This is a genomic window from Paeniglutamicibacter sp. (assembly GCF_046714615.1).
Classification (GTDB): Bacteria; Actinomycetota; Actinomycetes; order Actinomycetales; family Micrococcaceae; genus Paeniglutamicibacter.
Window position 1 is genome coordinate 1 of sequence record NZ_JBKKAP010000154.1, and the last position, 24,788, is coordinate 24,788.

A 24,788-nucleotide genomic window follows, 5' to 3' on the forward strand; every position below is an offset into this window, starting at 1 on the left:
GACCGAATTCAAGATCGCCGAGCGCAAGGTCTACCTCTCGCCGGTGCTGGACCTGTTCGACCGCTCGATCGTTTCCTACTCGGTGTCGCAGTCCCCGACCGTGGCCTTCGCCAACCAATCGCTCAGCGAGGCCATCGGCACCCTGGCCGCGGGCGAGGCGCCGATGATGCACTCGGACCAGGGATTCCAGTACCAGCACGCCAGCTGGCAGAAGATGCTCGCCGACGCCGGCATGGCCCAATCCATGTCGCGCAAGGGCAACTGCCTGGACAACGCGGTGATGGAAAACTTCTTCGGGCACCTGAAGGAAGAGATGTTCCACCACGACGAACACACCAGTGTCGAGGCGTTCACCACAGAGCTCGACGACTACATCCAGTGGTACAACTATGACCGCATCTCGTTAACGCTCGAGTGCCTGAGCCCGATGGAATACCGGGCTCAGGCACTGGCTGCGTAGACTTTTACTTACAGGGTCCAACTTTCGGGGACCAGTTCATGGTTGGAGGGTGGCGCTTTGCTAACAGGGAAAAGTGGCTTCTTACACCTTCTTGACGACCGAAGACTTGAGCTGCATGGGCCCAAAGCCATCGACCTTGCAGTCGATGTCGTGACCGTCGGTGCCGTTGACCAGACGGATATTGCGCACCTTGGTGCCGACCTTGATGGACAGGGCTTGTCCCTTGACCTTAAGGTCCTTGACGATGGTCACGGTGTCCCCATCGGAAAGTACCTTGCCGACCGAATCCTTGATAACCGCTTCCTGAGGCTCCTCAACGGCGTCCGCTTCAGCGGACCACTCGTGGGCGCACTCGGGGCACACCAGCAAGGCGCCCATCTCGTAGGTGTATGGGCTTGAACACTGCGGGCACGATGGCAAAACGTCACTCATGCCTCCTATTCTAAGCCGTTGGCGCAAATCATGAACAACGGGCGGCAATCTTGATTCCGGGCGGAACGCCGCCGCGCCGCGCGATCGCGCATCAGGCAAAGGACGAGGTCCGTAGGCCCGGGAATCCTTGGCGGTGAATGGCCGCCGACGAAGCCGACACTGCCAAGCATCGACCCCACGGTTCCAACGTCAATGCCCCTCAACATTTCCAGTGGCAGTGGGTCAGTTCCGCGCCGGATTGGCGCTACTACCCAACGCCTTGCTACGCAGGGCGAGCGTCCCAAGAGCGGCAACCAGCAACGCAGCCAGCAGCGTCCAATGTGCCCCTCCCTCCGGTCCGAGCGAGTTGAGCAAGACGCCCATTCCGACCCTTGCCATCTCCCGCAGGTCCCCGGCGAGGTAGCGAGAACCCGCCGCGTAGGAGAGTGCCCCAAGTGCCGCCGGCACAATCCACAGCAGGAGCAGGTTGGCCACCCAGGCCATGGCTTGACGGACCTTGCCGATTCCGCACCATGCCATGACGGCCCCCACCAGGAGCGCCGGCAACCAATGGGCCACAGCCAGAAGTGCTTGCAGGATCGGTGATTCCACATGGCTTCCCAGCAGCACAACGAGGGCCCTGACCCAGATCGCCATCGCCAGTGCAGCGAGGGTTGCCCCGATCGACGCCGCCGGCGGTCTGGACAAGGCAAACAGGAACAGGGCCAGTAACCCGACAATCACCGCGACGACGATGGCAGCCATCACGCTGTAGAAATACTTCATGGATTGCATGCCATCATGCAGACCGTTCAGGACCACTGCTCCGGTCTGGATTGCAGCCAGGCCGCATGCCCCAAGTGCACCAGCCGCGGCAAGGAAGGCGGCCCGCCGCCACACGGCAGGTGGCGCGGCACGAACGGCCAGGCCAGCCAGCCCCATGCCGAAAATGATCATGGCCAGGATCAGTGGAAGTTGATACTGGCTGAACGGCAGCAGGGCACGCGGCATGTTTTCCGGCAGGGTATTGATTGCCCAGAGGTTCTGCAATGGCAGCCGCATCCCGGTGACGATCCATGGCAGGAGGCCAATGAACACGGCCCCGAAACCCAGCGGGAAGTACATCCATATGAACATCCTCCGGAACTGTGGCGTGTCAGTGAGGGGATTGGCCGATGGCATCATAGGAGGCATTCTTCCACGGCTTCCAGATATTCACCCTCCCGGGCGCTACCGTATTCGTCTTTCCGTCGGTGGCTTAGAGACCGATGAGCCTGCCAACTCCTACGGCTGCGCATGCCCACAAGACGCTGACGAAGGTTCCAAGGATGAACTGCTCGGCGGCAGCGTGTTGCTTGAGCTCGGAGAACCGGCCCAGCCCTTTAACTGCCAGGACCACCGCCAGCCCCTCGGGCCATGAGGCCCAGAGCGTTGAGGCTATGGCCGCACGTTCCAGCAGTCCGATCCACATGCCTCCGCGCAGCGGACTCGGCTCCACATCGTCGGATGCATCGGCTCCGGCGGCCCTTTTGAATGCCGCAAGTCGGAAGACCGTCTCGGTGACCGACCCTCCACCCAGGGTTGCCGCGGCGACACTGGCCACGACCACAAGCTCATGGGGGATGGAGGCCGTCGCGGGAATGTGGTTGCCGATCGTTGCGGCGATCCCCGCCAAGCCAAGCACGGCCACGAGCAGATAGCTGGTGATCGACTGCTTCAACGGCCAGCGAAACCCGGAGTCCGCAAAGTATCGCGGGACACCCAACGGAACAACAACGAGCAGCAAGGCCCAGGCAATCCAGTTCATGTACGCTGCCCGCCTTCCATCGTCATCGAATACTCTCCCAGCGCACGGCCCGCAAGGTCGGTGAGCCTAGCGGTCTCGTACCAGAGGCCCGAGGCCAGGCGTGCCGAAACGGCCTGCTGCGAGATCTCCAGGCGGGCGGCGACCTGCTGCTGGGTCAGGCCCTTCGACACCAATGTGCCAGCTTCGGCCGACGTTTTGGTTCGTCGCGCGTTTACCAGCGCGAGGAGCTGCAATTCGGCCTCGATCCGCTCCGCCTCCGGCCCCGGGCCGGACATGGCCACGGCGCCACTGGAATTCTTTGCCCGCTCGACCGCATCCCGCGCATATTCAAAGGCCTGGCCTCGTCCTGCCCGGGTTTCGCGCGGCATCGGGGTCTGCACCGACCCCACGCCGATTCCCACGCTCCACTCCCCCGTGTGCGCGACTTCAAGGGCCAAGGCAACGGCAACGGCACCGTCATCGAGCACGCCCTGCAGCTCATCGCCCGCTGTTCTCTCAAATCCCCGCACCGCGCTGTAGTCGCCGGCCAATCGGCGCAGCAAGGACTCGACCTTGTCCGGCCCCGAACGCGACCTGCGCTGGTCAATGGTGATGACAATCATGAGACAAACCTACAGGCTTGTATGATCCTTCACAAGGTCCATGCTTTGTCGGCCGCTTCACAAAGACGAGCACGTGTGTGGGCTCCCCCTGTCCGATGCCGCTCCTCCGCCCGGAGTCTGGCACCATCGGGCAGGAGCTGAAGGGAGCTTTCCTGAACGGGCACACACAGTGATCGAAACATCCACCCGCTGCCCCGCCTGGGCGCTCGGCCGGGCCCGACACACAAGCCTTCCAAGGCAAGCAAAAAGGCCCCCGGCCGGAGCCGGAGACCTTTTCATTCATACATTTTGGTGGAGGTAAGGGGATTCGAACCCCTGACCTTCTGCATGCCATGCAGACGCGCTACCAACTGCGCCATACCCCCAAATGAGAGCCGCCCTTTCGGGCAACTCAACCATCATAGGCCACACAAAACGTGTGGCGCAAATCGAAGGACCTAGAGGACGTCCGGAAGGGTTTCGACGTGCGACATGTCGGTGGCGGGCTCACCGGTGGTCGGCAGTTCAATGACCGGGCAGTCGCCCCAAAGGCGCTCCAGGGCGTAGAAAACGCGGTCCTCGTTGTGCTGAACGTGGATGACGACATCCGAGTAGTCAAGCAGGACCCAGCGGCCCTGGCCGCGACCCTCGCGGCGAACCGGTCGGATCTCGAACTTCTCGGCAAGCTTGTCTTCGATCTCGTCAACAATGGAATTGACCTGGCGCTCGGACGCCGCCGAGGCGATCAGGAATGCATCGGTGACACCGAGGCGTTCGGAAACGTCCAATGCGATCAGGTTCTCGGCCTGCTTCTCCGCTGCGGCCAGGGCAGCGGTTTGCACCAGGTCGATGGAATGTTCGTGGGCGCTCATGGGGTTCTCCTTGAGTGATTGGGTGCGACGCGGTGGGCGCTAGTTTGAGTTCAGGAACATAATGAGACCGGCAACGAGTGCCGCGCCTCCAACGGACAAAGCCGCGATGACCATCAAGTACATGTTGTTGGCACGGCGCATTCCGGCGGTTTGCACATCAAGTGGCTCAAGCCCCTGCGCGCGAACGGCACGCACGGGTGGGCGAGCCACCGAAGGCCCAACATTTTCGGCGGGGGCATCCATGGTATCGGGTGCTTCCACTGCCTTGCCGGAGCCCTGGGCCACGGGGGCCTTGGGGCCGGCGGGTGCGGCGGCCGCGGGCTTTGCCGCTGCCGTCCGTGCCGGTGCTGCTGCGGCAGCTTGTGTAGCGGCGGGCGACGTGGAGTCGCGAGCCGGTGCCTGGGCCGGAGTAGCAGCCTTTGGCTTTTGCGCAGGTGTGACCGCCGGGGCTTTCGCTGCCGGGGTCGTCGGCTTCGGCGCGTGGGGCGCTGAAGCCGGAGTCTTTGCGGCCGGGGCCGTGAGGGTTTGCCGATTCTCGACGATGGTGCCTTGGTCGGTCATGGCAATGTTGTAGCCGCGCGTCAGCGGACCGGAGATGCCGGTGTTGACCAGCTTCTTCTCGATGTCCTCTTCGCGCAGGTGGTTCATCGCCCCGGTGAAGGGATCCGAGCGGCGGGCGCCGGCACGCTGGCTGTTTTCTTCCTGCATGCGCTGGCGTTCGGCGGCGCGGCGGGAAATGATGGCCGCGCGGGCGGCGAGTTCGCGCTGTTGCGCCAGGACCTCGAGGTCCACATTGGCCAGGTCCTCTTCGGGCTGGATCAGCAAGGGCTCGCTCGGGGCGGCTCCGCCGGAACGCCGACGGAGCGCCAGGGCCTCTTCGACGCTCATCTGCGGTGTAACAGGGGTGGGAGCCGGTACTGCGGGATCGACCCGCGGCTTGCCCCCGGCAGGCTTGGCGGGGGCTTTGGCCGGAGCCTTCGCGGCCGCGGCGGGCTTGGCTTCGGCGGGCTTGGACGCGGCTGCAGGCTTGGATGCGGCGGGCGTGGCGGCAGCGGCCGGCTTGGGGGCAGCGGTCTGGGGGCGGGCAGTGGCCGGGGGGGCACTCGGCTCGGAGGCCGAGCCCGCGTCCTTGGCGATGCCGAGTGCCTGAAGGCGCATCTGCTTGCGCGTCAGCGGCGCGGGGTCGTCGGCCGGAGACGGATCCTTGGGGGAAAGTTCGGAGACTTCCTGTTCCAGCCGGCGGCGGGTGCGCAGGGCCTCGCGGTCGCGGGCGCGCTGCAGCGAGGTACGTTCGGTGCGTTGGGAAACCGCATCAACTTCCCCGGCGGCGGCGCGGCGGCTGCGCGTTGGTTCTTCGGTTTGCGGCACGGACTTGGCTACGGGCGCTGCGACGGCCGGCTTGGCGACAGGCTTGGTAGCCGGCGCCGGGCTCTTCGCCACAGGCGTGGGAGCCTTGGGCGCGGGCGTCTTCACTGCCGGTGCCGGGCTCTTGGCTGCCGGCGCGGGAGTCCTGGGCGCAGGCGCCGGAGTCTTTGCCACCGGGGCGGCCGGAGCGGACACGGAGGGCTTGGCCGCCGGCTTGCCGGCGGGGGTCGCGGGCGGCCGGCCCGCGGGCTCGGCCACCTGGGCAAGCTTCGCTTCGGCCTCGGCACGTCGCTGCTCCCGCAGGGCACGCCTGCTGAGCGCGGGCCCGGTCTCGTCGCTCATCTTGTCCATTCCCGGCCGTCTCTATTCCTGGCCGTTGCTTACTGCGTTGTTCTTGTCGTTGTACAGCTTGTACTTGGCGATGTATTGCACCACGCCGTCCGGCACCAGGTACCACACCGGATGTCCGGTCCGCACCCGTTCCCGGCAATCCGTCGAGGAGATCGACATGGCCGGGACCTCCATCAACGAGACGTCGTTGCGCTCCAGCACCGGCAGCTCGTGTCCGGGTCTGGTGACCCCCACGAAGTGCGCCAGTTGCCAGAGTTCCTCGGCGTCCTTCCAGCCCAGGATCTGGGCCATGGCGTCCGCGCCGGTGATGAAGAACAACTCCGCGCCCGGACGCTGGGTGCGCAGGTCACGCAGCGTGTCAATCGTGTACGTGGGGCCGGGACGGTCGATGTCCACCCGGCTCACGGTGAAGCGCGGGTTCGCCGCCGTGGCGATCACCGTCATCAGGTAGCGATGTTCGGCCGGAGCCACATCGCGGTCCAGCTTCTGCCAGGGTTCCCCGGTGGGCACGAACACGACCTCGTCAAGGTCGAAGACCGCTGCAACCTCGCTGGCGGCCACCAGGTGGCCGTGGTGGATCGGATCGAACGTGCCGCCCATGACGCCCAGGCGAAATGGGCGGTCCGTTCGTTCGGCCGTCAGACGGCTAGTGATGGCCGTGCTTGTTGGCGTGCGTGCGGTGCGTGTCCTCGGGCTCGGCCTTGACCTCGTGGCGGTTGCTGACGTTGGAGTACGACATGGTGATCATCAGCAACACCATGAAGGCGAAGAAGAGGCCGCCGCCGATAAGCAACGCATGCGCGCCGGTGGACATGCCGCCGCCGGTGCTTTCGGAAGCAGCAATGGCCGCGTTCAGGGACTGGGTAAACATGTTTCTCCAGGTTGTTGCGTGCCGCACGCGCACATGCGTGCTCGGCACTGTGTTGTATCTTTTAAGACTCGTTAGCCTCTATCGTACCCACCTTGGCACGCTGCTACGAACGAACATGCCCATCGCCTTGCACAATCCACTTGGTGGTGGTGAGCTCGCGCAGGCCCATCGGACCCCGCGCATGCATCTTCTGCGTGGAAATGCCGACCTCGGCGCCCAGGCCCAGCTGCCCGCCGTCGGTGAAGCGGGTCGAGGCGTTGACGATCACCGCGGCCGAATCCACCTCGGCAATGAAGCGCTCGGCGTGGGAGAGGTCGTTGGTCAGGATCGCCTCGGTGTGCCCGGTGCTGTGCCGGCGGATGTGCTTGATGGCCCCGCCCAGGTCATCGACCACGGCAACGGCCAGGTCGAGGTCCATGTACTCGGTGTCCCAGTCGGATTCCTGCGCGTCGATCGTGGGGATCGAACCTGCAAGCACCTTGGCCCGGGCGTCGACGTGCAGGCGCACCCCGGCCTTGTGCAGGGCCGCGAGCACCTCGGGGGCAGCCTTGGCGTGCGCGTTGAGCAGCAGCGTCTCGACGGTGTTGCAGACCGAGGGGCGCTGGGTCTTGGCGTTGAGCAGGATCGGCACGGCCATTGCGGCATCGGCCGATTCGTCGAGGTAGATGTGCACATTGCCCTCGCCGGTCTCGATGACCGGGACGCTGGCGGTGGTGACCACACGCTGGATCAGCTCGCGGCCGCCGCGCGGGATCAGCACGTCGATCTGGCCGCGGGCGCCCATCATGGCATCGGCTCCGTCGCGGCCCCAGGCATCCACCGAGGCCACGGCGTCGGCCGGCAGCCCCACGGATTCCAGGGCGTCGCGGATCAGTGCCAGCAGCGCCACGTTGGAGTGCGCCGCTGCGCTGCCCCCGCGCAGCAGCACCGCGTTGCCGCTCTTGAGGGCCAGTCCTGCAATGTCGACGGTGACGTTGGGGCGCGCCTCGTAGATCGCGCCGATGACGCCCATGGGGACGTGGACCTGGCGCAGCCGCAGCCCGTTGGGCAGGGTCTGGCCGCGCAGCACGGTGCCCACCGGGTCCGGCAGCCCCGCAAGTTCCTCGAGCGCGGCGATCAGCGCGTCCACGCGCTTGTCGTCGAGCTTGAGCCGATCCAGCAGCGCATCCGTGGTGCCGTTGGCCCGCCCGGCGGCGATGTCCTTGGCGTTGGCCTTGATGACGGCGGCGCGGTTGGCATCCAGCGACGCGGCAATGGCCAGCAGCGCCCGGTCCTTCCAATTGCGGTCGGCACGGGCCAACACGCGCGAGGCGGTCCGGGCCCGTTCGGCGAGCTTGCCCACCGCCACCGTGGCGGCCTCGATGCCGTCGGCGGCCCCTGCTACGTCGGTAAGATTCAGCGATGCGTCAATGTTCTGGCTCATGATCCCCCATTCTACGGTGGATGCGCCGAAGCCCGCCCCCATGTTAAGCACGGAGGCGGGCTCGGCATCGCGCAGCCTGCGGGCGGCGGCGGTGCGCGGCCTAGACCAGGACCAGGTCGTCGACGTGCACCACGGCGCGCTCGAACTGGCTGCCCAGGTCTTCGCCGAGCTCGCGGGTGGAGCGGCCAAGCATCTGCGGCAATTCGGCGGAAGAGAAGTTCACCAGCCCGCGGGCGATGACCTGCCCGGCGGCGTCGGTGATTTCGACCGCGTCACCTGCCTCGAAGGAACCGTTGACCCCGGTGATCCCGGCAGGCAGCAGCGAGGCGACGCCCGAGGCCACTGCACGCACGGCGCCGGGATCCAGCAGCAGCCGCCCCTGGGTGGTGGCCAGGTGGGCCAGCCAAAGCATCCGGGTGGAGCGCCGTCCGCCGCGGGCGGAGAACCAGGTTCCCACGTCCGCTCCGGCCAGCGCCGCCGCCGCGTTCGCGGTGGAGGTCACCAGCGCGGGGATGCCCGATTCGGCGCTCATCGTGGCCGCCTCGACCTTGGTGGCCATGCCTCCGGTGCCCAGCCCGGCTCCCCCGGTGGACCCGATGCGCAAGCTCGCCAGGTCCTCGGTGCGATCGACCCGGGGCACGCGCACGCCACCGGCGTTCGGGGGCGCGTCGTAGACCGCGTCGACGTCGGAGAGCAGCAGCAGCGCGTCGGCCTTGACCAGGTGCGCCACCAGGGCGGCGAGCCGGTCGTTGTCGCCGAAGCGGATCTCGTGGGTGGCGACGGTGTCGTTTTCGTTCACGATCGGCACCACGCCCAGGGCCAGCAGCCGGTTCAGCGCGCGGAACGCGTTGGCGTATTGCTGGCGGCGGATCAGGTCGTCCGCGGTGAGCAGGACCTGGCCCACGGTGACCCCGTGGGCGGAAAACGCCTGGGTGTACTTGGCCATGAGCAGCCCCTGGCCCACCGAGGCCGCGGCCTGCTGGGTGGCCAGGTCGCGCGGACGGCGCCCCAGGTCCAGGGGCGCCAGTCCGGCGGCGATCGCCCCGGAGGACACCAGGATCAGCTCGGTCCCCGCGGTCTTGACCGCCGCGAGGCGGTCAACCAGCGAGCTGAGCGCCTCCTCGGAGATGCCCCCTGCCAGCGTGGTCAGGGACGAGGAACCGACCTTGACCACGATGCGTGAGGCACGCGGCAAGTCCGCACGTTGGGTGATGCCCGAGGGCTGGTTGGTGGCGCGCACGGTGCTGTGTTACTCCCCGGACTTGGGTAGCTGGTGCTTGTAGTTGACCGACTCCGTCCAGATTCCGGCCTTGCGCTCGGCTTCCAGGTCTTCGCGGGCAGCGGCCTTGGCATCCTTGCGCGCCTCGTGCTCCGCCTTTTTCTGGTCGCGGGAGGGGCGTGAGCCAAATTCCGCCAGGCGCTCGTCCTGTCCACGGCGCGAACCGAGCAGCTCGGCGCCGGCGGCCATCGTCGGCTCCCAGTCGAAGACCACGGCGTCGACCTCGGATCCGATGACCACGGCATCGCCGGGACGGGCACCGAGCTTGTACAGCTGGTTTTCGACACCGAGCTTGGCCAGGCGGTCGGCGAGGTAGCCCACTGCCTCGTCGTTGCGGAAGTCGGTCTGCATGATCCAGCGCTCCGGCTTTTCGCCGATGACGCGGAAGAGCGGCTCGAGGTTGCGCTCTTCCTTGCGGATGATGAACCCTGCCTTGCTGGCCTTGGTGGCGCGCGGGCGCAGCACCTCGACGGGAACGGGCAGCGGGGCTGCCTCGATCTTGGCGCGTGCCTCGGTGACGAGTTCGGACATGGCGAAGGAGAGCTCTCGCAACCCCTCGCGGCTCATGGCCGAGACCTCGAAGACGCGGTAGCCGCGCTTCTCCAGTTCCGGGCGCACGAATTCTGCCATGTCGCGGCCGTCGGGCATGTCGACCTTGTTCAGGGCGATCAGTCGCGGGCGCTCGTTCAGCGGGATGATCTGGCCATCGGCGCCGGCAAACGAGGAGTCGACCTCGTAGGCGTCCAGCTCGGCCTGGATGGTTTCCAGGTCGGCGACCGGGTCGCGGTCGGTTTCCAGGGCACCGCAGTCAAGCACGTGCACCAGGGCGGCGCAGCGTTCGACGTGGCGCAGGAATTCAAGGCCCAGGCCGCGGCCCTGAGAGGCGCCGGGAATCAAACCGGGAACGTCGGCGACGGTGTAACGCACTTCGCCGGCCTGGACCACGCCGAGGTTCGGGACCAGGGTGGTGAAGGGGTAGTCGGCGATCTTGGGCCGGGCTGCGGACAGCGCGGCGATCAGCGAGGACTTGCCGGCCGAGGGGTAGCCCACCAGGGCGACGTCGGCGACCGACTTGAGCTCGAGGATGACCTCGGCTGCGGTGCCGGGGGTGCCCAGCAGCGCGAACCCGGGGGCCTTGCGCCGTTGGCTGGAAAGCCCGGCGTTGCCGAGGCCACCCAGGCCTCCCGAGGCCACGATGTATTCGGATCCGTCGCCGATCAGGTCGGCGAGGATATCGCCGTTGCGGTTCTTGACCACGGTGCCCTCGGGCACCGGCAGGACCAGGGACTCGCCGTTCTTGCCCGGGCGCAGGTCGCCCTTGCCGCCTTCGCCGTTTCCGGCGTGGCGGTGCGGCGAGTGGTGGTAGGAAAGCAGCGTGGTGGTCTGGGCGTCTACACGCAGGACGACGTTTCCGCCGTCACCGCCGCTGCCGCCGTCGGGTCCGCCCAGGGGCTTGAATTTTTCGCGTTTGATGGAGACACAGCCGTGCCCACCGGTACCACCGGAGACATGGAGGACCACTCGGTCGATGAAGGCTGCCACGGTTGAAAGCTCCTAGCAAAAAAGGATGATGTTTTCCGCTGCCGCCCGGAGGCGGGGTGCGGCAAAAAACTGGGGGGTTCTGGAAAAACACATAGAGGGTGAGCCGTGCGGCCCACCCTCTACAGTGTAATGAATGCGGTTACGCGCTAGTTAGCCAGCGGTAACGATGTTCACGACTTTACGGCCGCGGCGAGTGCCGAATTCGACAGCCCCGGCTTCCAGTGCGAACAGGGTGTCGTCCTTGCCACGTCCCACGCCGGCGCCCGGGTGGAAGTGGGTGCCACGCTGGCGAACGATGATTTCGCCGGCCGAAACGACCTGACCACCGAAGCGCTTTACGCCAAGGTACTGGGCGTTGGAATCGCGACCGTTGCGAGTGGAACTCGCGCCCTTCTTATGTGCCATTGAAAATGCCTACCTTCAGGTAATGAGAATTCTTGGAATCAACCGCAATTAAGCGATCGAGGTGACCTTGACCTTGGTCAACATAGCGCGGAAACCCTGGCGCTTCTTGTAACCGGTCTTGTTCTTGAACTTCTGGATGACAATCTTCTGGCCGCGAAGGTTCTCAATGACCTCAGCGGTCACCTTAACCTTGGCAAGCTCATCGGCTGCCGAAGTTACCTTCTCGCCATCAACCAGCAACAGGGCTGGCAATTCAATGGAGGCGCCTGGGGCGGCCTTCAGGCGGTCAAGGGTAACGAGGTCTCCAACAGAAACCTTTTCCTGGCGGCCGCCAGCGCGGACAATTGCGTACACCACGTGGGTACTCACTTCTACTCGACGTTCAATCTGTCTTGCTGCGCATCACTACCCCAAATCAAACCGGGGATTGCGCTGTGCTGGCACGCCGAGCGGAAGAATCCGATAGCTGGCGTTCGCACCGAGGATCTAGACTACGCTAAAAAGCGCTGCGGGGGCAAATACAGACTGCCCCGCGAGTCGTCAAGACCCCTACTCTTTCAACTCGTTGACCGGCACCCCGACACCCAGCATAATCGGCGCATTCGCGGCGATTGGCGGCTGTGGGGCCTTGGATGGGTCAGCGAGCGAAGCGACATGGGAGGTACCCGATGCCGCCAGCGTGTCCGATGCCACAGAAACTGCGGCGTCGGATCCACCCTGCGGGCTCGTTGCACGGCGGCTGCGCTTGACGCGCGCCACCGGCTCGATACCCGAAGTCTTTTTGGTTGCCGTGGCCGACGGCGCCTCGGCGGGCGCATCGTCGGAGGCCTGTCCGGCCACACCCGAGATCACGGGTGCAGCGGCCACTACCGGCTGTTCACCGGTGGTGGCGACACTCGCCTCGGGAGCCTTGGCGCGGGCCTTGCGGCGGGTGCGGGAGCGGGCCGGACGCGTTTGCCCCGACTCGCCTTCCTCGGCCTCGGCGGGCGCATCGGCCACCGGGGAGTTGTCCGGCAGCGCGGCTTCCAGGTTCTCCAGGGTCAGCGACGGCGCACTGGCCTCGGAGGAGGCTGCACGGCGGTTGCGGCGTGCCGCGGGAACCACGACGGACTCCCCCGCCACGGTCAGCGTTGCGCCGCCATCGACGGCTTCCGCCTCGTCGTGTTCGTGGGCGGCGTGTGCGGCCGCGGCGATCGTGGCAAAGGCGTTGCGCGTGGCGGTGGCCTTGGCCTCGTTCGGCGCTGACACCGCTGCCGGGGCCTCGTCGAACGCCTCGGCACCGTCTTCGGTGCCGGTCTCGCCGTCGGTGGAGCGGTTGCGGCGGCGGCGCTCTGCCCGCGAGGGCTTCTCCGCGGCGCGGCTGCTGGGGCCGTGCGACTCGCCGGCCGAGTTGAAGGAACGGCGGTGCTCGACGGGGACGTCGTGGGTGATCACGCCGCGGCCGTTGCAGGCCTCGCAGTTCTCGCCAAAGACTTCCAGCAATCCGGTGCCCATGCGCTTGCGCGTCATCTGCACCAGGCCGAGGGAGGTGACCTCGGCGACCTGGTGCTTGGTGCGGTCGCGGCCCAGGCACTCGACCAGGCGGCGCAGCACCAGGTCGCGGTTCGATTCAAGGACCATGTCGATGAAGTCGATGACGATGATGCCGCCGATGTCGCGCAGGCGCAGCTGGCGCACGACCTCTTCGGCCGCCTCCAGGTTGTTCTTGGTGACGGTTTCCTCGAGGTTGCCGCCGGAACCGGTGAACTTGCCGGTGTTCACGTCGACCACGGTCATGGCCTCGGTGCGGTCGATGACCAGCGAGCCACCCGAGGGCAGGAAGACCTTGCGGTCAAGTGCCTTGTGGATCTGCTCGTCGATGCGGAAGGCACCGAAGATGTCATCCTCGGACTCCCACTTCTCCAGGCGCGACACCAGGTCCGGGGCCACGTAGGTCACGTAGGCCTCGATGGTGTCCCAGGCTTCCTCGCCGGAGACGATCAACTTGGTGAAGTCCTCGTTGAAGACGTCGCGGACGACCTTGATGGTCAGGTCCGGTTCCCCGTAGAGCAGCTCCGGGGCCAGGGTCTTGGTGGACGTCGCGGCGGCGTCGATGCCTTCCCACTGGGCGCGCAGGCGGTTGATGTCGTTCATCAACTCTTCCTCGGAGGCGCCCTCGGCGGCGGTGCGCACGATGACTCCGGCGTTTTCCGGCAGGTGGTCCTTGAGGATCTTCTTCAGGCGGTTGCGTTCCACGTCGGGAAGCTTGCGCGAGATGCCGGTCATCGAGCCACCCGGCACGTAGACCAGGTAGCGGCCCGGCAGGGAGATCTGGGAGGTCAGGCGGGCGCCCTTGTGGCCGACCGGGTCCTTGGTGACCTGCACCAGGACGGTGTCCCCCGACTTCAGGGCGTGTTCGATGCGGCGCGGCTGGCCGTCCAGGCCCGCGACGTCCCAGTTGACCTCGCCGGCGTAGAGGACGGCATTGCGTCCGCGTCCGATGTCAACGAAGGCTGCCTCCATGGAGGGCAGCACGTTCTGCACCTTGCCGACATACACGTTGCCGATCAGGGAGTCCTGCTGGGTCTTGGAGACGAAGTGCTCGGCCAGGATGCCGTCCTCGAGGACGCCGATCTGGATGCGGTCCTCGCGCTGGCGCACGATCATCTGGCGGTCGACGGATTCGCGGCGGGCCAGGAACTCGGCCTCGGTGATGACCTGGCGGCGGCGGCCGGATTCGCGGGAGTCGCGGCGGCGCTGGCGCTTGGCTTCCAGGCGGGTGGATCCGCGCACGGCGGTGACCTTGTTGGAGACCACCGGTTCCAGGGTGGCGCGCGGGGCACGGACCCGGGTGATGGTGTTCGGCGGGTCGTTTTCGGATCCGCCGGCCAACTCAAGGTCGGCTTCGCCGCGGCGGCGGCGACGGCGACGACGGGACACGGCTCCGGAGCCGTCCCCGTTTTCGTCATCGGCATCCTCGTGGGCTGCGTCGGTGCGGGTGCGGCGGCCGTTGCCGGCAGGCTCCTCGTTCTCGTCCTCGCCGGCCGCAGCGCTGGCTGCGGGGAGGCTCGGTGCCTGGAAGATCAGCGAGAGCGCGGATTCCGGAATGGCGAACGGGTCGGAGATGGTCGCCGGCTCAAGCTCGGTGGCTGCCTCGTCGGCGGCTTCGGCATTCTCGGCTTCCGCGGCGGCCGGGGTCTCGGCGACGGCTGCTTCCATGGCTGCCGGATCCTGGGCGGCGCGGGTGCCGCGGCCGCCTCGGGCCGGGCGGCGGCGCGTGGCCTTGGCCGGTTCGGTGCTTTCGGCCGGCTCCTCGGTGGCCTCGACGGCTGCCTCGGCGGCCGGGGCCTGAAGGGTTTCATCGGCGGCGGGGGCCTCGGTGGTCGATGCCGGGGCGGTGGCCCTGCGGCCGCGACCACGGGCCGGGCGCTTGGCGGCGGGTGCTTCCGCGGCCGGGGCCTCTGCGGCCGGGGCCTCTGCCTTCTCGGCAACGATTTCGATCTTGGCTTCGGCGGCGGCCAGAGCGGCCGGGGCCTCGATGACTGCAGGTGCCTCCACGACGGTTGCGCCCGGGGAGGTGACCCCGGAGGTGGCGCGGCGCGGGCCGCGGCGTGCAGGTGCCTTGGCCGGGGCCTTCACTGCCTCGGCCGCGGGTGCCTGGACCTGGGCAGATGCCTTGCCGGTTGCCGCGGCGACGACCGATTCAACGGTGGCGGTCTTGGCCGGGGCGTTCCGGGTGGCCGGAGCGCGGCGGGCGGTGGCGGTGCGCGGGGAAACGTTGGCGCGCACCTTCCGCGTCGGGGCGGCTGCTGCGTCGTTGAGCTCGGCCAGGGTCATTGCCCGGCGCGGGGGCGGCGGTGCCGGCTCGTTGAAGTTGCCGCGCGGGGGGCGGGACGTGCGGGTGTGGGCCTTTGGGCCCTGGCCCATCGCTGCCTTTGATTCGTCGCGATTCAGTGCCATGTTAAAAGAGTGCTCCTCGGCGGGTCGACTGCTCCCACAGATAGCGCGTCTCCCCTGGTTGGTTCGCCGGACCGGGCCTTGTGGCCGCGTGTCCCAGCGGAAGTCCTTGTTTATGCCTTGACCGGGTGCGCCAACCATTGCGGGGCGCGGCATCCGTGCAAGACCAACGGCGCTTTTCCAAGCAAGCCGCTTTACGTTGCGGCGACCATATCGCGGTATTCGCTCAGACCTTCGTATAGGCGGTCTCTACGCAGCAGATGCATCGCAATCGGGCTTGAAAGCCTGTCGTTGGGTTGAAAGCAGACTGTGGATCCACGAACAACCAATGCAATTGTCTCACATCGACACGCCGAAGGACGCCGCGCCGGGAAACCGGGCGACACGCACGCGTGCAGCTCATTGCCCCGCCCCTTGTGCCAACCTGCGGCGCGGGGCATGAACGGCACCGCACCCGGCCACTAGACTTCACTTACGGCCACCTGCAATTCCCGCCCCCGCTTGGCATCCACGCCAGATTCCCGGGTGGCCGCACGCCGGGGGGAAACCGAACCGCCACGAGGGAGCACCAATGAGCATGTCCGAAGCAGCAGCGCCGCCAAGCGCGCAGGACGCGGTGCCGCGCATGGCCCGCGCACGGCCCTTTGGCCTGTTCCTGGTGCTCACCGGCGCGGTGGCCTGGATCGCCTCGGGGATCCTGGTGCTCGAGCGCATTGCCCTGTACAAGGACCCCGACTACGTGACCAGCTGCGACTTCAACCCGTGGGTCTCCTGCGGAACCGTCATGAAATCGACCCAGGCGGCCCTGTTGGGCTTCCCCAACCCGTTTTTGGGCATCGTGGGCTTCGGCATCGTGATCACCATCGGCATGGCGTTGCTGGCAGGGGCCCGCCTGGCCCGCTGGTACTGGGTCGGCGTCCAGGTCGGCGTCACCCTGGCGATGGTGTTCATCGTGTGGCTCTGGTCCCAGGCGCTGTATGAGATCAACGCCCTGTGCCCGTACTGCATGATCGTCTGGGCGATGATGATCCCGATGTTCATGTACACCACGGCGCGCAACATCGCCCACGGAGTGATCCCCGCCCCGGCGGCACTGCGCCGCGCGGCGGGCGAATGGACCTGGGTTGCAGTCATCGTGCTGCTGGTCATCACCGCGGCCACGGTCATCCTGCGCTTCCCGGGCGCCTTCGTTGGTGCCTGAGCTTCCCGTCGCCGACCGGCGGCCGGCCAGGACCCGGCGGCTGGCGGCCGTCGCCCTGGTGCTGCCCGTCGTCGCGGCGGGCCTGGCCTCGCGCTTCCTGGGTGCCGGATTGCCGGCGGACCTGGCCGGCGGCGTGCTCTACGCGGTGCTCATCTACGTGCTGCTCACGGCGTTGCGCCCGCGCGCCACGGCGGTGTCGAATGCCGCCATCGCCCTGGTGCTGTGCGTGCTCATCGAGCTGCTGCAGCTCACCTCGATTCCGGCCGACCTGGCCCGGGCGTTCGGGCCCTTCCGGCTGGTGCTGGGCACGGGCTTCGCACCCCTGGACCTGGCGGCCTACGCGATTGGCGCCGCGCTGGCGCTCGGCGCGGATGTGCTGGCGGGCAGGATCCGGGCCCGGCGGGCAACCTCGAGCTGAACCCGGCCTCCGCGAACGAGAAAGAGGGCCCGGCATTTCCACTTATGGAAGTGCCGGGCCCTCTCTGCGGGGTGGGTACCCCCCTGGATCAGGAGAACCAGATGCCGATTTCGCGGGCTGCCGATTCGACCGAGTCCGAGCCGTGGACCAGGTTTTGCTGGACCTTCAGGCCCCAGTCGCGGCCCAGGTCGCCACGGACGGTGCCCGGGGCGGCGGTGGTCGGATCGGTGGTGCCGGCCAGCGAGCGGAAGCCGGTGATCACGTTCTGGCCCTCGGCGATGATCGCCACGAGCGGGCCCGAGAGCATGAATTCGACCAGCGGCTCGTAGAACGGCTTGCCCACGTGCTCCTCGTAGTGTGCCTCGAGCAGTTCGCGGGTCGCGGAGACCTGCTTGAGCTCGGCGATCACGTAGCCCTTGGCTTCGATGCGGGAGAGGATCTGGCCGGTCAGCTGGCGCTTGACACCGTCGGGCTTGATGAGGATCAGGGTGCGTTCAATGGCCATGGGGGCGGCTCCTTGTCGTTGTTGGTGAAAATCTCGTGCGTCGGTGTTGATTCTACGGTTGGGCGGGAGGATTCCCGGTCCCCTCCTGCGGGTGCGCGGCATCCCAGGCGGCCTGCTCGCGGGCGCGGCGGGCGGTCTCCAGGTCCATGGTGTGGCCCTTGGTGACCGCGTACCACCAGGTGGCGGCGAACGCCGCACCGATGAAGAACATCGAGGTCAGCAGGAACCCGGTGAAGATGAACAGCAGCTGCAGCGCCCAGCCGATGGCGTATCCCAGCGGTTTCTTCAGCAGCGCGCAGGTGAAGATGCAGATCAGTGCCACCACGACACCGGCGCCGATCACCAGGGCGCCGGACAGTTCCTCGCCCTTGAGCCCGAAGAGGGCCAGCGCGACGAAGATCGCCAGGAACGCCTCGAGCACCAGCACCGTGGAGGCGAACATCACACGGGTCGAGCGGGGCTTCTTTGGCACTCCCGGGCGCCATTCGCGTTGCGCCTTGGTCATTTTCGCCATCTGTCTAGGACCCTCCCAGCAGCATCCGGGCCTCGCCCACCAGGGTGATGGACCCGGTGACCAGCACGCCGCCGCCGAAGTCCTCGCCGGCCTCGGAGCGTCCCACCGCCCACTCCAGGGCGTCGTCCAGGCGCTCGGTGACGAACAGGTCCTCCTCGTTGAACCCCGCCTCCAGCGCCATGGTGGCCAGTTCCCCGGCGGGGATGGCGCGCGGCGAATTGGACTGCGTGATGCAGATGTCCTCGGTGAGGTCCAGGTAGGACTCGCGCAGCTGCGCGAGCATGGCCGGTGCGTCCTTTTCGGCCAGGATCCCGATGACCAGCACCAGCTTGGTGAAGCCGAAGGACTCCTTCACCGCGGCCGCGGAGGCGCGGATGCCGTCGGGGTTGTGCCCCGCGTCCAACAGCACGGTCGGGGCCTTGCGGATGACCTCCAGGCGCCCGGGGCTGGTGGCGGCGCCGAAGCCCTCCATGACCAGGTCGTGGTTCAGCGCGGTTTCCCCGCCGCCGATGAACGCCTCGACGGCTGCCAGGGCCACCGCCGCGTTCTGTGCCTGGTGTTCTCCGTGCAGCGGCAGCAGGATGCCGGGGTAGCGTCCGGCCAGGCCCTGCAGGTCCAGTTGCTGGCCGCCGACGGCGACGATGCGGTTTTCGACGCCGAACTCGACGCCCTCGAACCGGTAGGGCGTTTCGAGCTCGCGGGCGCGCTCCAGCAGCACCTGGGCCGCATCGGCCGGCTGCGCCGAGGAGATGAGGAATCCGCCAGGCTTGAGGATGCCCGCCTTCTCCTGCGCGATCAGCTCGACGGTGTCGCCCAGCAGGTCGGTGTGGTCAAGGGAGATCGGGGTGAACACCGAGACCTGCCCGTCGCCCACGTTGGTGGCGTCGGTGATCCCGCCCAGGCCCACCTCGATGATCGCCACGTCCACCGGGGTGTCGGCGAAGATCGCGAAGCCCAGGATGGTCACGGATTCGAAGAAGGTCAGCCGGTTTTCGCCCGCCGCGGCGAGCTCGTCGTCGACGATCTGCAGGTAGGGGCGGATCTCGTCCCAGATCCGCACGAACGTCGTATCGTCGACCGACTCCCCGTCGATCGCGATGCGTTCGGTGACCGAATTCAGGTGCGGGGAGGAGTAGCGTCCGGTGCGCAGGTCGTGGGCGCGCAGCAAGGATTCGATCATGCGCGCCGTGGAGGTCTTCCCGTTGGTGCCGGTGACGTGGATGATCGGGTAGGCCTTGTTCGGCTCCCCGAGGATCTCCATGGCCCGGCGCATGGGCGCCATGCGCGGCTCGATCTTGTTTTCCGGTGCGCGCGCCAACAGCTCGGCGTAGACGCTCTCTACCGAGAACCTGTCAAAGGTGTTGCTCATGTGTTGGGTCCCATTTCGTTGTCGGCGGCTTCGGCCTCGGCCACGGTTTCGACGCTCACGACGGGGGCATCCCCGTCGGGCCCGGCGACCAGGACGAGCCCGAGGCTGAGCGTTTCGCCCTTGATGAGCTCGGCGTTGGCGTGCAGCGCCGCCACGGTGGCGGCGTCGGCGGTGATCTCGGTGCGGATGCGGTCCCCGACCAGCAGGTCGGCGTCCTTGCGGGCCGACTGGATGGCACGGATCATGTCCCGTGCCGTGCCCTCGGCCGCCAGCTCCTCGGTGACAAACGTATCAAGGACCAGGAAACCGCCGCCGGGCAGCACCGCCGCGGCGATGGTGTCCTCGCCCCCGGAGGCTTCCACGACGGTTTCGAGCGTGTATTCGTGCTCCTGGAGCCCCAGTCCCCCGGCGGTGACCACGCCGGCATCGTCCACCGACCAGTCACCGGACTTGGCCCCCTTGATGGCCACCTGCACGTTCTTGCCCAGGCGCGGGCCTGCGGCACGCGCGTTGACGACCAGGCGCTGGCTGATGCCGTATTCCGCGGCGTTGGCATCCGCCGCGTCGATGAGCGTGATCGAGCGCAGGTTCAGCTCGTCGGCGATGATCGTGGCGAAGGTGCCCTCCAGGGCCGCGGCGTTGGGCACCGCGACGCTCATGCCGGCCAGCGGCAGGCGTACGCGCAGGTTCGCGGCCTTGCGCAGCGAGGAGCCGACCGAGGCGATCTTGCGGGTTATCTCCATCGCGGCGACCAGGGAATCGTTGCGGACGAAGAGCTCCGCGTCGGGCCACTCGGCCAGGTGCACCGAGCGGCCACCGGTCAGTCCGCGCCAGATTTCCTCGCTCGCCAGTGGCAGCAGCGGGGCCGCGACGCGGGTCAGGGTCTCCAGGGCGGTGTACAGCGTGTCGAAGGCCCGGGTGTCCTCGTCGAAGAAGCGCTGGCGGGACCGGCGCACGTACCAATTGGTCAGCGTGTCCATGTACCGGCGGATCGTTTCGGCGGCCTCGGAGATGTCGTAGGCATCCAGCGACTTGGTGACCTCGCGGACCAGGTCCCCGGTGGCCGCGAGCATGTACGCATCGAGCGGATCGCTGGAGCTGTGGGCGATCTTCGCCTCGTAGCCTGCGCCGCCATTGGCCGCGTTGGTGTACAGGGAGAAGAAGTGCCAGACGTTCCACATCGGCAGCAGCACCTGGCGCACGCCCTCGCGGATGCCCTGTTCGGTGACGACCAGGTTGCCGCCGCGCAGGATCGGGGAGGCCATCAGGAACCAGCGCATGGCGTCGGAGCCGTCGCGGTCAAGGACCTCGTTGACGTCCGGGTAGTTCTTCAGCGACTTGGACATCTTCTGCCCGTCGGAGCCCAGCACGATGCCGTGGCTGATCACGTTCTTGTACGCCGGGCGGTCGAAGAGCGCGGTGGAGAGCACGTGCATCGTGTAGAACCAGCCGCGGGTCTGGCCGATGTACTCGACGATGAAGTCCGCCGGGTGGTGGGTGTCGAACCACTCCTTGTTCTCGAACGGGTAGTGCGCCTGGGCGTAGGGCATCGACCCGGAGTCGAACCACACATCCAGCACGTCCTCGACCCGGCGCAGCGTGCCGGCATCGACGCAGCCCTCGTGGGTGCGGACCAGGTCGTCGATGAAGGGGCGGTGCAGGTCCGGCTGCCCCTCGTTGTTCAGCGGCAGGCGCCCGAAGGCAGCCTTGATCTCTTCCAGCGAGCCGTGGACCTCGCGGTGGGTGCAGTTCGCGCCGTCGCATTCCCAGACCGGGATCGGGGATCCCCAGTAGCGGTTGCGGCTGATCGACCAGTCCCGCGCGTTGGCCAGCCACTTGCCGAACTGGCCTTCCTTCACGTTCTCCGGGATCCAGTTGATCTGCTGGTTCAACTCCAGCATGCGGTCCTTGACCTTGGTGACCTCGACGTACCAGGAGGAGATGGCGCGGTAGATCAGCGGGGTGCGGCAGCGCCAGCAGTGCGGGTAGGAGTGCACGTAGGAGGCCTGCTTGATCAGCCGGGCTTCGCCCTTGAGCACATTGGTGATGGCCTTGTTGGCCTCAAAGACCTGCACGCCGACGATTTCCGCCAGCTCGCCGCCGGCGAACACCGGCAGGAACTTCGCGCCCTCGTCGATGGAGAGGATCACCGGGATGCCGGCGGACTCGCAGATCTTCTGGTCCTCCTCGCCGTAGGCCGGGGCCTGGTGGACGATGCCGGTGCCGTCGGTGGTGGTGACGTAGTCGGCAACCAGGATCTGCCAGGCCTTGCCCGTGTTCCAGGTCTCCACATCGGTGAAGGTGTCCCAGAGCGGTGCGTACCTGATGCCCGCAAGGTCGGCACCGGTGTGGCGCGCGATGATGGCGGCGGTGGCGGCTGCCGCATCGGCGTAGCCCAGGTCCTTGGCGTAGGCGCCGACCAGGTCCTCGGCGAGCATGAAGCTGCCGGTGGCATCCGAGGCCTTCACGCCGTTTTCGCCGGCGGGCAGCACGGCGTAGACGACCTCGGGCCCCACGGCCAGGGCCATGTTGGTCGGCAGCGTCCAGGGGGTGGTGGTCCAGGCCAGGGCCTGCACGCCGGCAAGCTCCTTCGAGACCGCGGATTCCCCGGCAAGCAGCGGGAAGGAGACGGTGACGGTCTGGTCCTGGCGGTCCTTGTAGACGTCGTCGTCCATGCGCAGCTCGTGGTTGGACAGCGGTGTCTCGTCCTGCCAGCAATACGGCAGCACGCGGAAGCCCTTGTAGGTCAGGCCCTTCTCGTGCAGTTGCTTGAAGGCCCAGATGACCGATTCCATGTACTCGACGTTCAGCGTCTTGTAGTCGTTCTCGAAGTCGACCCAGCGCGCCTGGCGGGTGACGTAGTCCTGCCACTCGTCGGCGTACTTCATCACGGAGGAGCGGCAGGCGTCGTTGAACTTGTCGATGCCCATGGCCTCGATCTGCGCCTTGTCGCTCATGCCCAGCTGCTTCATGGCCTCGAGCTCGGCCGGCAGTCCGTGGGTGTCCCAGCCGAAGCGGCGCTCCACGCGGGAGCCGCGCTGGGTCTGGTAGCGGGCGACCAGGTCCTTGACGTACCCGGTGAGCAGGTGGCCGTAGTGCGGCAGTCCGTTGGCGAAGGGAGGTCCGTCGTAGAAGACGAACTCGTTGGCACCGTCGACACCCGCGTCGCGGGCGTCAATGGAGGCCTGGAAGGTCGAATCGTTCTTCCAGTAGGACAGGACCCGTTCCTCGATCTCCGGGAAGCGGGGAGAGGATGGCGTCACGCCATGCGGGTCGGTCGAGGCCTTGGGGTAGCTGGTCATCTGCGGCAGTCCTGGGATCGAAGGCGTTTTTACACGCTTAGGCGTTCTCCAACACAGGGACGAGTCGAAGCAATTGGTCACTCCACCTCGCGGTACCACCCCGCTTGCCCGGTTCGCCCCGGAATTTACCCGGACCGTTCCTGGCCGCTCGTTGACTGCTGTGACGGGCTTACCCGCTTGGTTCTACCGGGTGCTTTCCCGGCACGCCGGGTGTTCACCGTTCTTCCAAGGACTCGCCGGTGATTGCCGGGTCGACGTCGTATTGCCACAAGTCTAGCGCGCCTTCGCGCCCGGCGCGGAATCCCGCCGGTTTCGGTGATCCAGGCATCGCCGATACGGGTTATCCACAATTTTGCCGTCCCCGCCCCGCGGCCGGCCTTCCCGGCGCATGCTTGATCCATGACCATCACGCCACCGCTTGTCGGGAAGGTGCTGGACGCCATCTCCACGGCGTTGCCCCTCCCCCTGGACACCCCGCATGGCCCGGCACCGGATCCCGGACCTGGGGTCGATGCCTTGCGCGTGCTTGCGGTGCTTGTTCCGGTGGTGCGCGAGGCCCTGGACCGGGCGGCCTCCGCGGTCGGGTCGTCCCCGGTCCGGGCGGCCGCCTTTCTCAGGCTGTCCGAGGAGATCTACCGCCAGGCGGGCTACGGCCAGCTTCTTGCGGTCTCGCAGGCCGGGGATGCCGGGTTGCACACCATCACGGAGGATCCGCTTGCTGCCCTCAACGAGGCGCTTCGGGATCCCGCGGCCTTCGCCGCCGGAGCCGGACTGCCGGAGGATGCGCCGGCCAGGCCCGGTTGCAAGCCGCTGTATCGCGACGACACCGATTTCCTGGCGGCCCAGCTGAACCTCACGCACTTCCAGGCGCAGCATCGCGTACAAAGCGCCGGGAACCTGCTGCCGCACATCGGGTTCAACGGCCGGAAAGTCCCGCCGAAGTTCCCGCTGCTGGGCCGGGTGCTCACGGATGCCGCGGCGGATCCCAAGGCCGTGGCGACCTTGGCCAAGAAGTTCGAGGCCCTGGCCCCGAACCTGGCCGAGGGCGACGAGGGGACGTCCACCGCCCGTGAGCTGGAGGCGGAGCTGGCCGATGCCGCTCGCACCCGCAACGCGCAGGGCACCGCGAAGTTGCTCAAGGACCAGGCCAAACGCCTCAACGACGAGGCTGCAGCCACCGCCCGCGAGGCCGTGGAAGACCTCTTCGTCGGCGCCTATTATCTAGGCCACACGCGCAAGGGCTACGAGTACAAGGTCATCACCACGGCCGAGGGCCACGAACTGTTGGCCACGGCCGCGGACATCCTCAACAGCCCCAAGACCAAGGCCGGCACACCGGCCGCACCGGCACCGGAGGCGGGCCCGCCAATCCCCGAATGGGCCATCGACCCGAACATCCCGGTGGGACAGCGACCCACCGCCGGATTCACCGACCTCGGCATTGCGCCGGAACTTGACCCGACGACGGAAATCCGCCCCGGGGAAACCATTGAACAGGCGCTGACCCGGCAGCGTGCCCGGCGGCTGCACCAGTTCTTCCTCGACGCTCTGAGGATTGCCACCAGCCCGGTGGAACCCGGGGCCCCGGAGGGCAATGCCGCCGACGCCCAAATGCCGTTGGCCCCCAACTTCACGATGAACATCACCATCAACCTGGAAACGTTCATGGGCCAACTCGATGCGGCAGGGGTGACCGACCACGGCGAAGACATTTCGGCAGCCAGCTGCCGGCGCATCGCCTGCAATGCCGGGATCGTCCCGATCGTGCTGGACGGCGCCGGGGTCCCGCTCGAGCTTGGGCGGACCCGAAGATACTTCAACCGGGCCCAACGCCGCGCCATCGCCGTCCGCGACAAGGGCTGCGCCAACCCCGGGTGCACCATGCCGCCCAACCGTTGCGAGGCGCACCACCTGGATGCCTGGAATCTCGGTGGCAGGACAGATGTCTCACGCGGCTGCCTGCTTTGCCCGATATGCCACCAGGCCTACCACGCCGGCAAATTCCGGATCGAGATGATCCGCGGTATCCCGCATGTCATCCTGCCCAGATCCCGCGATCCCTTGCAAATACCTCGGCGCAACTGGATGTTCCACCCCGCCGCGGAACCCCAGCGGGCGGCCTGATCCCCTCCGCATCGCGAGCGGCAGGCCGCCCGCTGGTACAGCACAGAACTGC

Annotated in this window: 22 protein-coding genes and 1 tRNA gene; 4 read left to right on the forward strand and 19 right to left on the reverse strand. The window is 67.2% G+C overall.

Annotated elements, in window-relative coordinates; translation table 11 throughout:
• Nucleotides 1-460: IS3 family transposase (locus tag ACLQ7E_RS18615; RefSeq protein ID WP_411734070.1), on the forward strand; the 460-nt coding region annotated here is incomplete at its 5' end.
• Between the two features lie 81 nt (nt 461-541).
• Here ACLQ7E_RS18615 and ACLQ7E_RS18620 read toward each other — a convergent pair.
• The 15 genes from ACLQ7E_RS18620 to ACLQ7E_RS18690 form a co-directional block, all read right to left on the reverse strand.
• Complete coding sequence (locus ACLQ7E_RS18620; protein WP_411734071.1) at nt 542-892, reverse strand: zinc ribbon domain-containing protein YjdM; 351 nt, start codon at nt 890-892, stop codon at nt 542-544.
• 222 nt (nt 893-1,114) lie between these two features.
• The gene (locus tag ACLQ7E_RS18625; RefSeq protein WP_411734072.1) at nt 1,115-2,056 is read right to left on the reverse strand and encodes a hypothetical protein; all 942 of its coding nucleotides are present in this window, start codon (nt 2,054-2,056) and stop codon (nt 1,115-1,117) included.
• A 73-nt stretch (nt 2,057-2,129) separates the two neighbouring features.
• A complete protein-coding gene (locus tag ACLQ7E_RS18630) occupies nt 2,130-2,678 on the reverse strand; it encodes a hypothetical protein (protein ID WP_411734073.1) in 549 nt (182 codons plus the stop codon).
• Nucleotides 2,675-3,280: a hypothetical protein gene (locus ACLQ7E_RS18635; RefSeq protein WP_411734074.1), complete on the reverse strand. Its 606-nt coding sequence runs from the start codon at nt 3,278-3,280 to the stop codon at nt 2,675-2,677. The genes ACLQ7E_RS18630 and ACLQ7E_RS18635 overlap by 4 nt, the downstream gene beginning before the upstream one ends.
• A 289-nt stretch (nt 3,281-3,569) precedes the next feature.
• A tRNA-Ala gene (locus ACLQ7E_RS18640) sits at nt 3,570-3,645 on the reverse strand.
• 72 nt (nt 3,646-3,717) lie between these two features.
• On the reverse strand, nt 3,718-4,131 hold the full coding sequence (gene rsfS / locus ACLQ7E_RS18645) for a ribosome silencing factor (RefSeq protein WP_411734075.1): 414 nt from the start codon (nt 4,129-4,131) through the stop codon (nt 3,718-3,720).
• Between the two features lie 39 nt (nt 4,132-4,170).
• On the reverse strand, nt 4,171-5,847 hold the full coding sequence (locus ACLQ7E_RS18650) for a hypothetical protein (RefSeq protein WP_411734076.1): 1,677 nt from the start codon (nt 5,845-5,847) through the stop codon (nt 4,171-4,173).
• A gap of 12 nt (nt 5,848-5,859) precedes the next feature.
• A complete protein-coding gene (nadD, locus tag ACLQ7E_RS18655) occupies nt 5,860-6,489 on the reverse strand; it encodes a nicotinate-nucleotide adenylyltransferase (protein WP_411734107.1) in 630 nt (209 codons plus the stop codon).
• A gap of 4 nt (nt 6,490-6,493) precedes the next feature.
• Entirely contained in the window at nt 6,494-6,718 is a 225-nt protein-coding gene (locus ACLQ7E_RS18660) for a hypothetical protein (RefSeq protein ID WP_411734077.1), read from the reverse strand.
• 103 nt (nt 6,719-6,821) lie between these two features.
• Complete coding sequence (locus tag ACLQ7E_RS18665; RefSeq protein WP_411734078.1) at nt 6,822-8,141, reverse strand: glutamate-5-semialdehyde dehydrogenase; 1,320 nt, start codon at nt 8,139-8,141, stop codon at nt 6,822-6,824.
• Between the two features lie 100 nt (nt 8,142-8,241).
• Nucleotides 8,242-9,381 carry a glutamate 5-kinase gene (gene proB / locus ACLQ7E_RS18670; RefSeq protein ID WP_411734079.1) on the reverse strand — a complete coding sequence of 380 codons (1,140 nt, stop codon included), beginning with the start codon at nt 9,379-9,381 and terminating at the stop codon, nt 8,242-8,244.
• 9 nt (nt 9,382-9,390) lie between these two features.
• Nucleotides 9,391-10,962, reverse strand: coding sequence for a GTPase ObgE (gene obgE, locus ACLQ7E_RS18675; protein ID WP_411734080.1), 1,572 nt, complete (start codon nt 10,960-10,962; stop codon nt 9,391-9,393).
• Between the two features lie 150 nt (nt 10,963-11,112).
• A complete protein-coding gene (rpmA, locus tag ACLQ7E_RS18680; RefSeq protein ID WP_217387816.1) occupies nt 11,113-11,367 on the reverse strand; it encodes a 50S ribosomal protein L27 in 255 nt (84 codons plus the stop codon).
• Nucleotides 11,368-11,415: 48 nt separating this feature from the next.
• The gene (rplU, locus tag ACLQ7E_RS18685) at nt 11,416-11,724 is read right to left on the reverse strand and encodes a 50S ribosomal protein L21 (protein ID WP_217388267.1); all 309 of its coding nucleotides are present in this window, start codon (nt 11,722-11,724) and stop codon (nt 11,416-11,418) included.
• A gap of 192 nt (nt 11,725-11,916) precedes the next feature.
• Entirely contained in the window at nt 11,917-15,306 is a 3,390-nt protein-coding gene (locus tag ACLQ7E_RS18690; protein ID WP_411734081.1) for an Rne/Rng family ribonuclease, read from the reverse strand.
• Between the two features lie 568 nt (nt 15,307-15,874).
• On the opposite strand from ACLQ7E_RS18690, the gene ACLQ7E_RS18695 reads away from it, so the two are divergent.
• Nucleotides 15,875-16,504 (forward strand): vitamin K epoxide reductase family protein, encoded by a 630-nt coding sequence (locus ACLQ7E_RS18695; protein ID WP_411734082.1) that lies wholly within the window; start codon nt 15,875-15,877, stop codon nt 16,502-16,504.
• A complete protein-coding gene (locus tag ACLQ7E_RS18700; protein ID WP_411734083.1) occupies nt 16,497-16,922 on the forward strand; it encodes a DUF2809 domain-containing protein in 426 nt (141 codons plus the stop codon). Before ACLQ7E_RS18695 ends, ACLQ7E_RS18700 begins: the two co-directional genes overlap by 8 nt.
• 88 nt (nt 16,923-17,010) lie before the next feature.
• On the opposite strand, the gene ndk is transcribed toward ACLQ7E_RS18700, so the two are convergent.
• From ndk to ileS, 4 genes are read right to left on the reverse strand one after another with little or no spacing between them, the layout of a single operon-like run.
• The gene (gene ndk / locus ACLQ7E_RS18705) at nt 17,011-17,427 is read right to left on the reverse strand and encodes a nucleoside-diphosphate kinase (RefSeq protein ID WP_411734084.1); all 417 of its coding nucleotides are present in this window, start codon (nt 17,425-17,427) and stop codon (nt 17,011-17,013) included.
• A 52-nt stretch (nt 17,428-17,479) separates the two neighbouring features.
• The gene (locus ACLQ7E_RS18710) at nt 17,480-17,941 is read right to left on the reverse strand and encodes a DUF4233 domain-containing protein (RefSeq protein ID WP_411734085.1); all 462 of its coding nucleotides are present in this window, start codon (nt 17,939-17,941) and stop codon (nt 17,480-17,482) included.
• Between the two features lie 4 nt (nt 17,942-17,945).
• Entirely contained in the window at nt 17,946-19,310 is a 1,365-nt protein-coding gene (locus ACLQ7E_RS18715; RefSeq protein ID WP_411734086.1) for a bifunctional folylpolyglutamate synthase/dihydrofolate synthase, read from the reverse strand.
• Nucleotides 19,307-22,612, reverse strand: coding sequence for an isoleucine--tRNA ligase (ileS, locus tag ACLQ7E_RS18720; protein ID WP_411734087.1), 3,306 nt, complete (start codon nt 22,610-22,612; stop codon nt 19,307-19,309). Before ileS ends, ACLQ7E_RS18715 begins: the two co-directional genes overlap by 4 nt.
• 399 nt (nt 22,613-23,011) lie before the next feature.
• On the opposite strand from ileS, the gene ACLQ7E_RS18725 reads away from it, so the two are divergent.
• Nucleotides 23,012-24,736: a DUF222 domain-containing protein gene (locus ACLQ7E_RS18725; protein WP_411734088.1), complete on the forward strand. Its 1,725-nt coding sequence runs from the start codon at nt 23,012-23,014 to the stop codon at nt 24,734-24,736.
• Nucleotides 24,737-24,788: the final 52 nt, after the last annotated feature.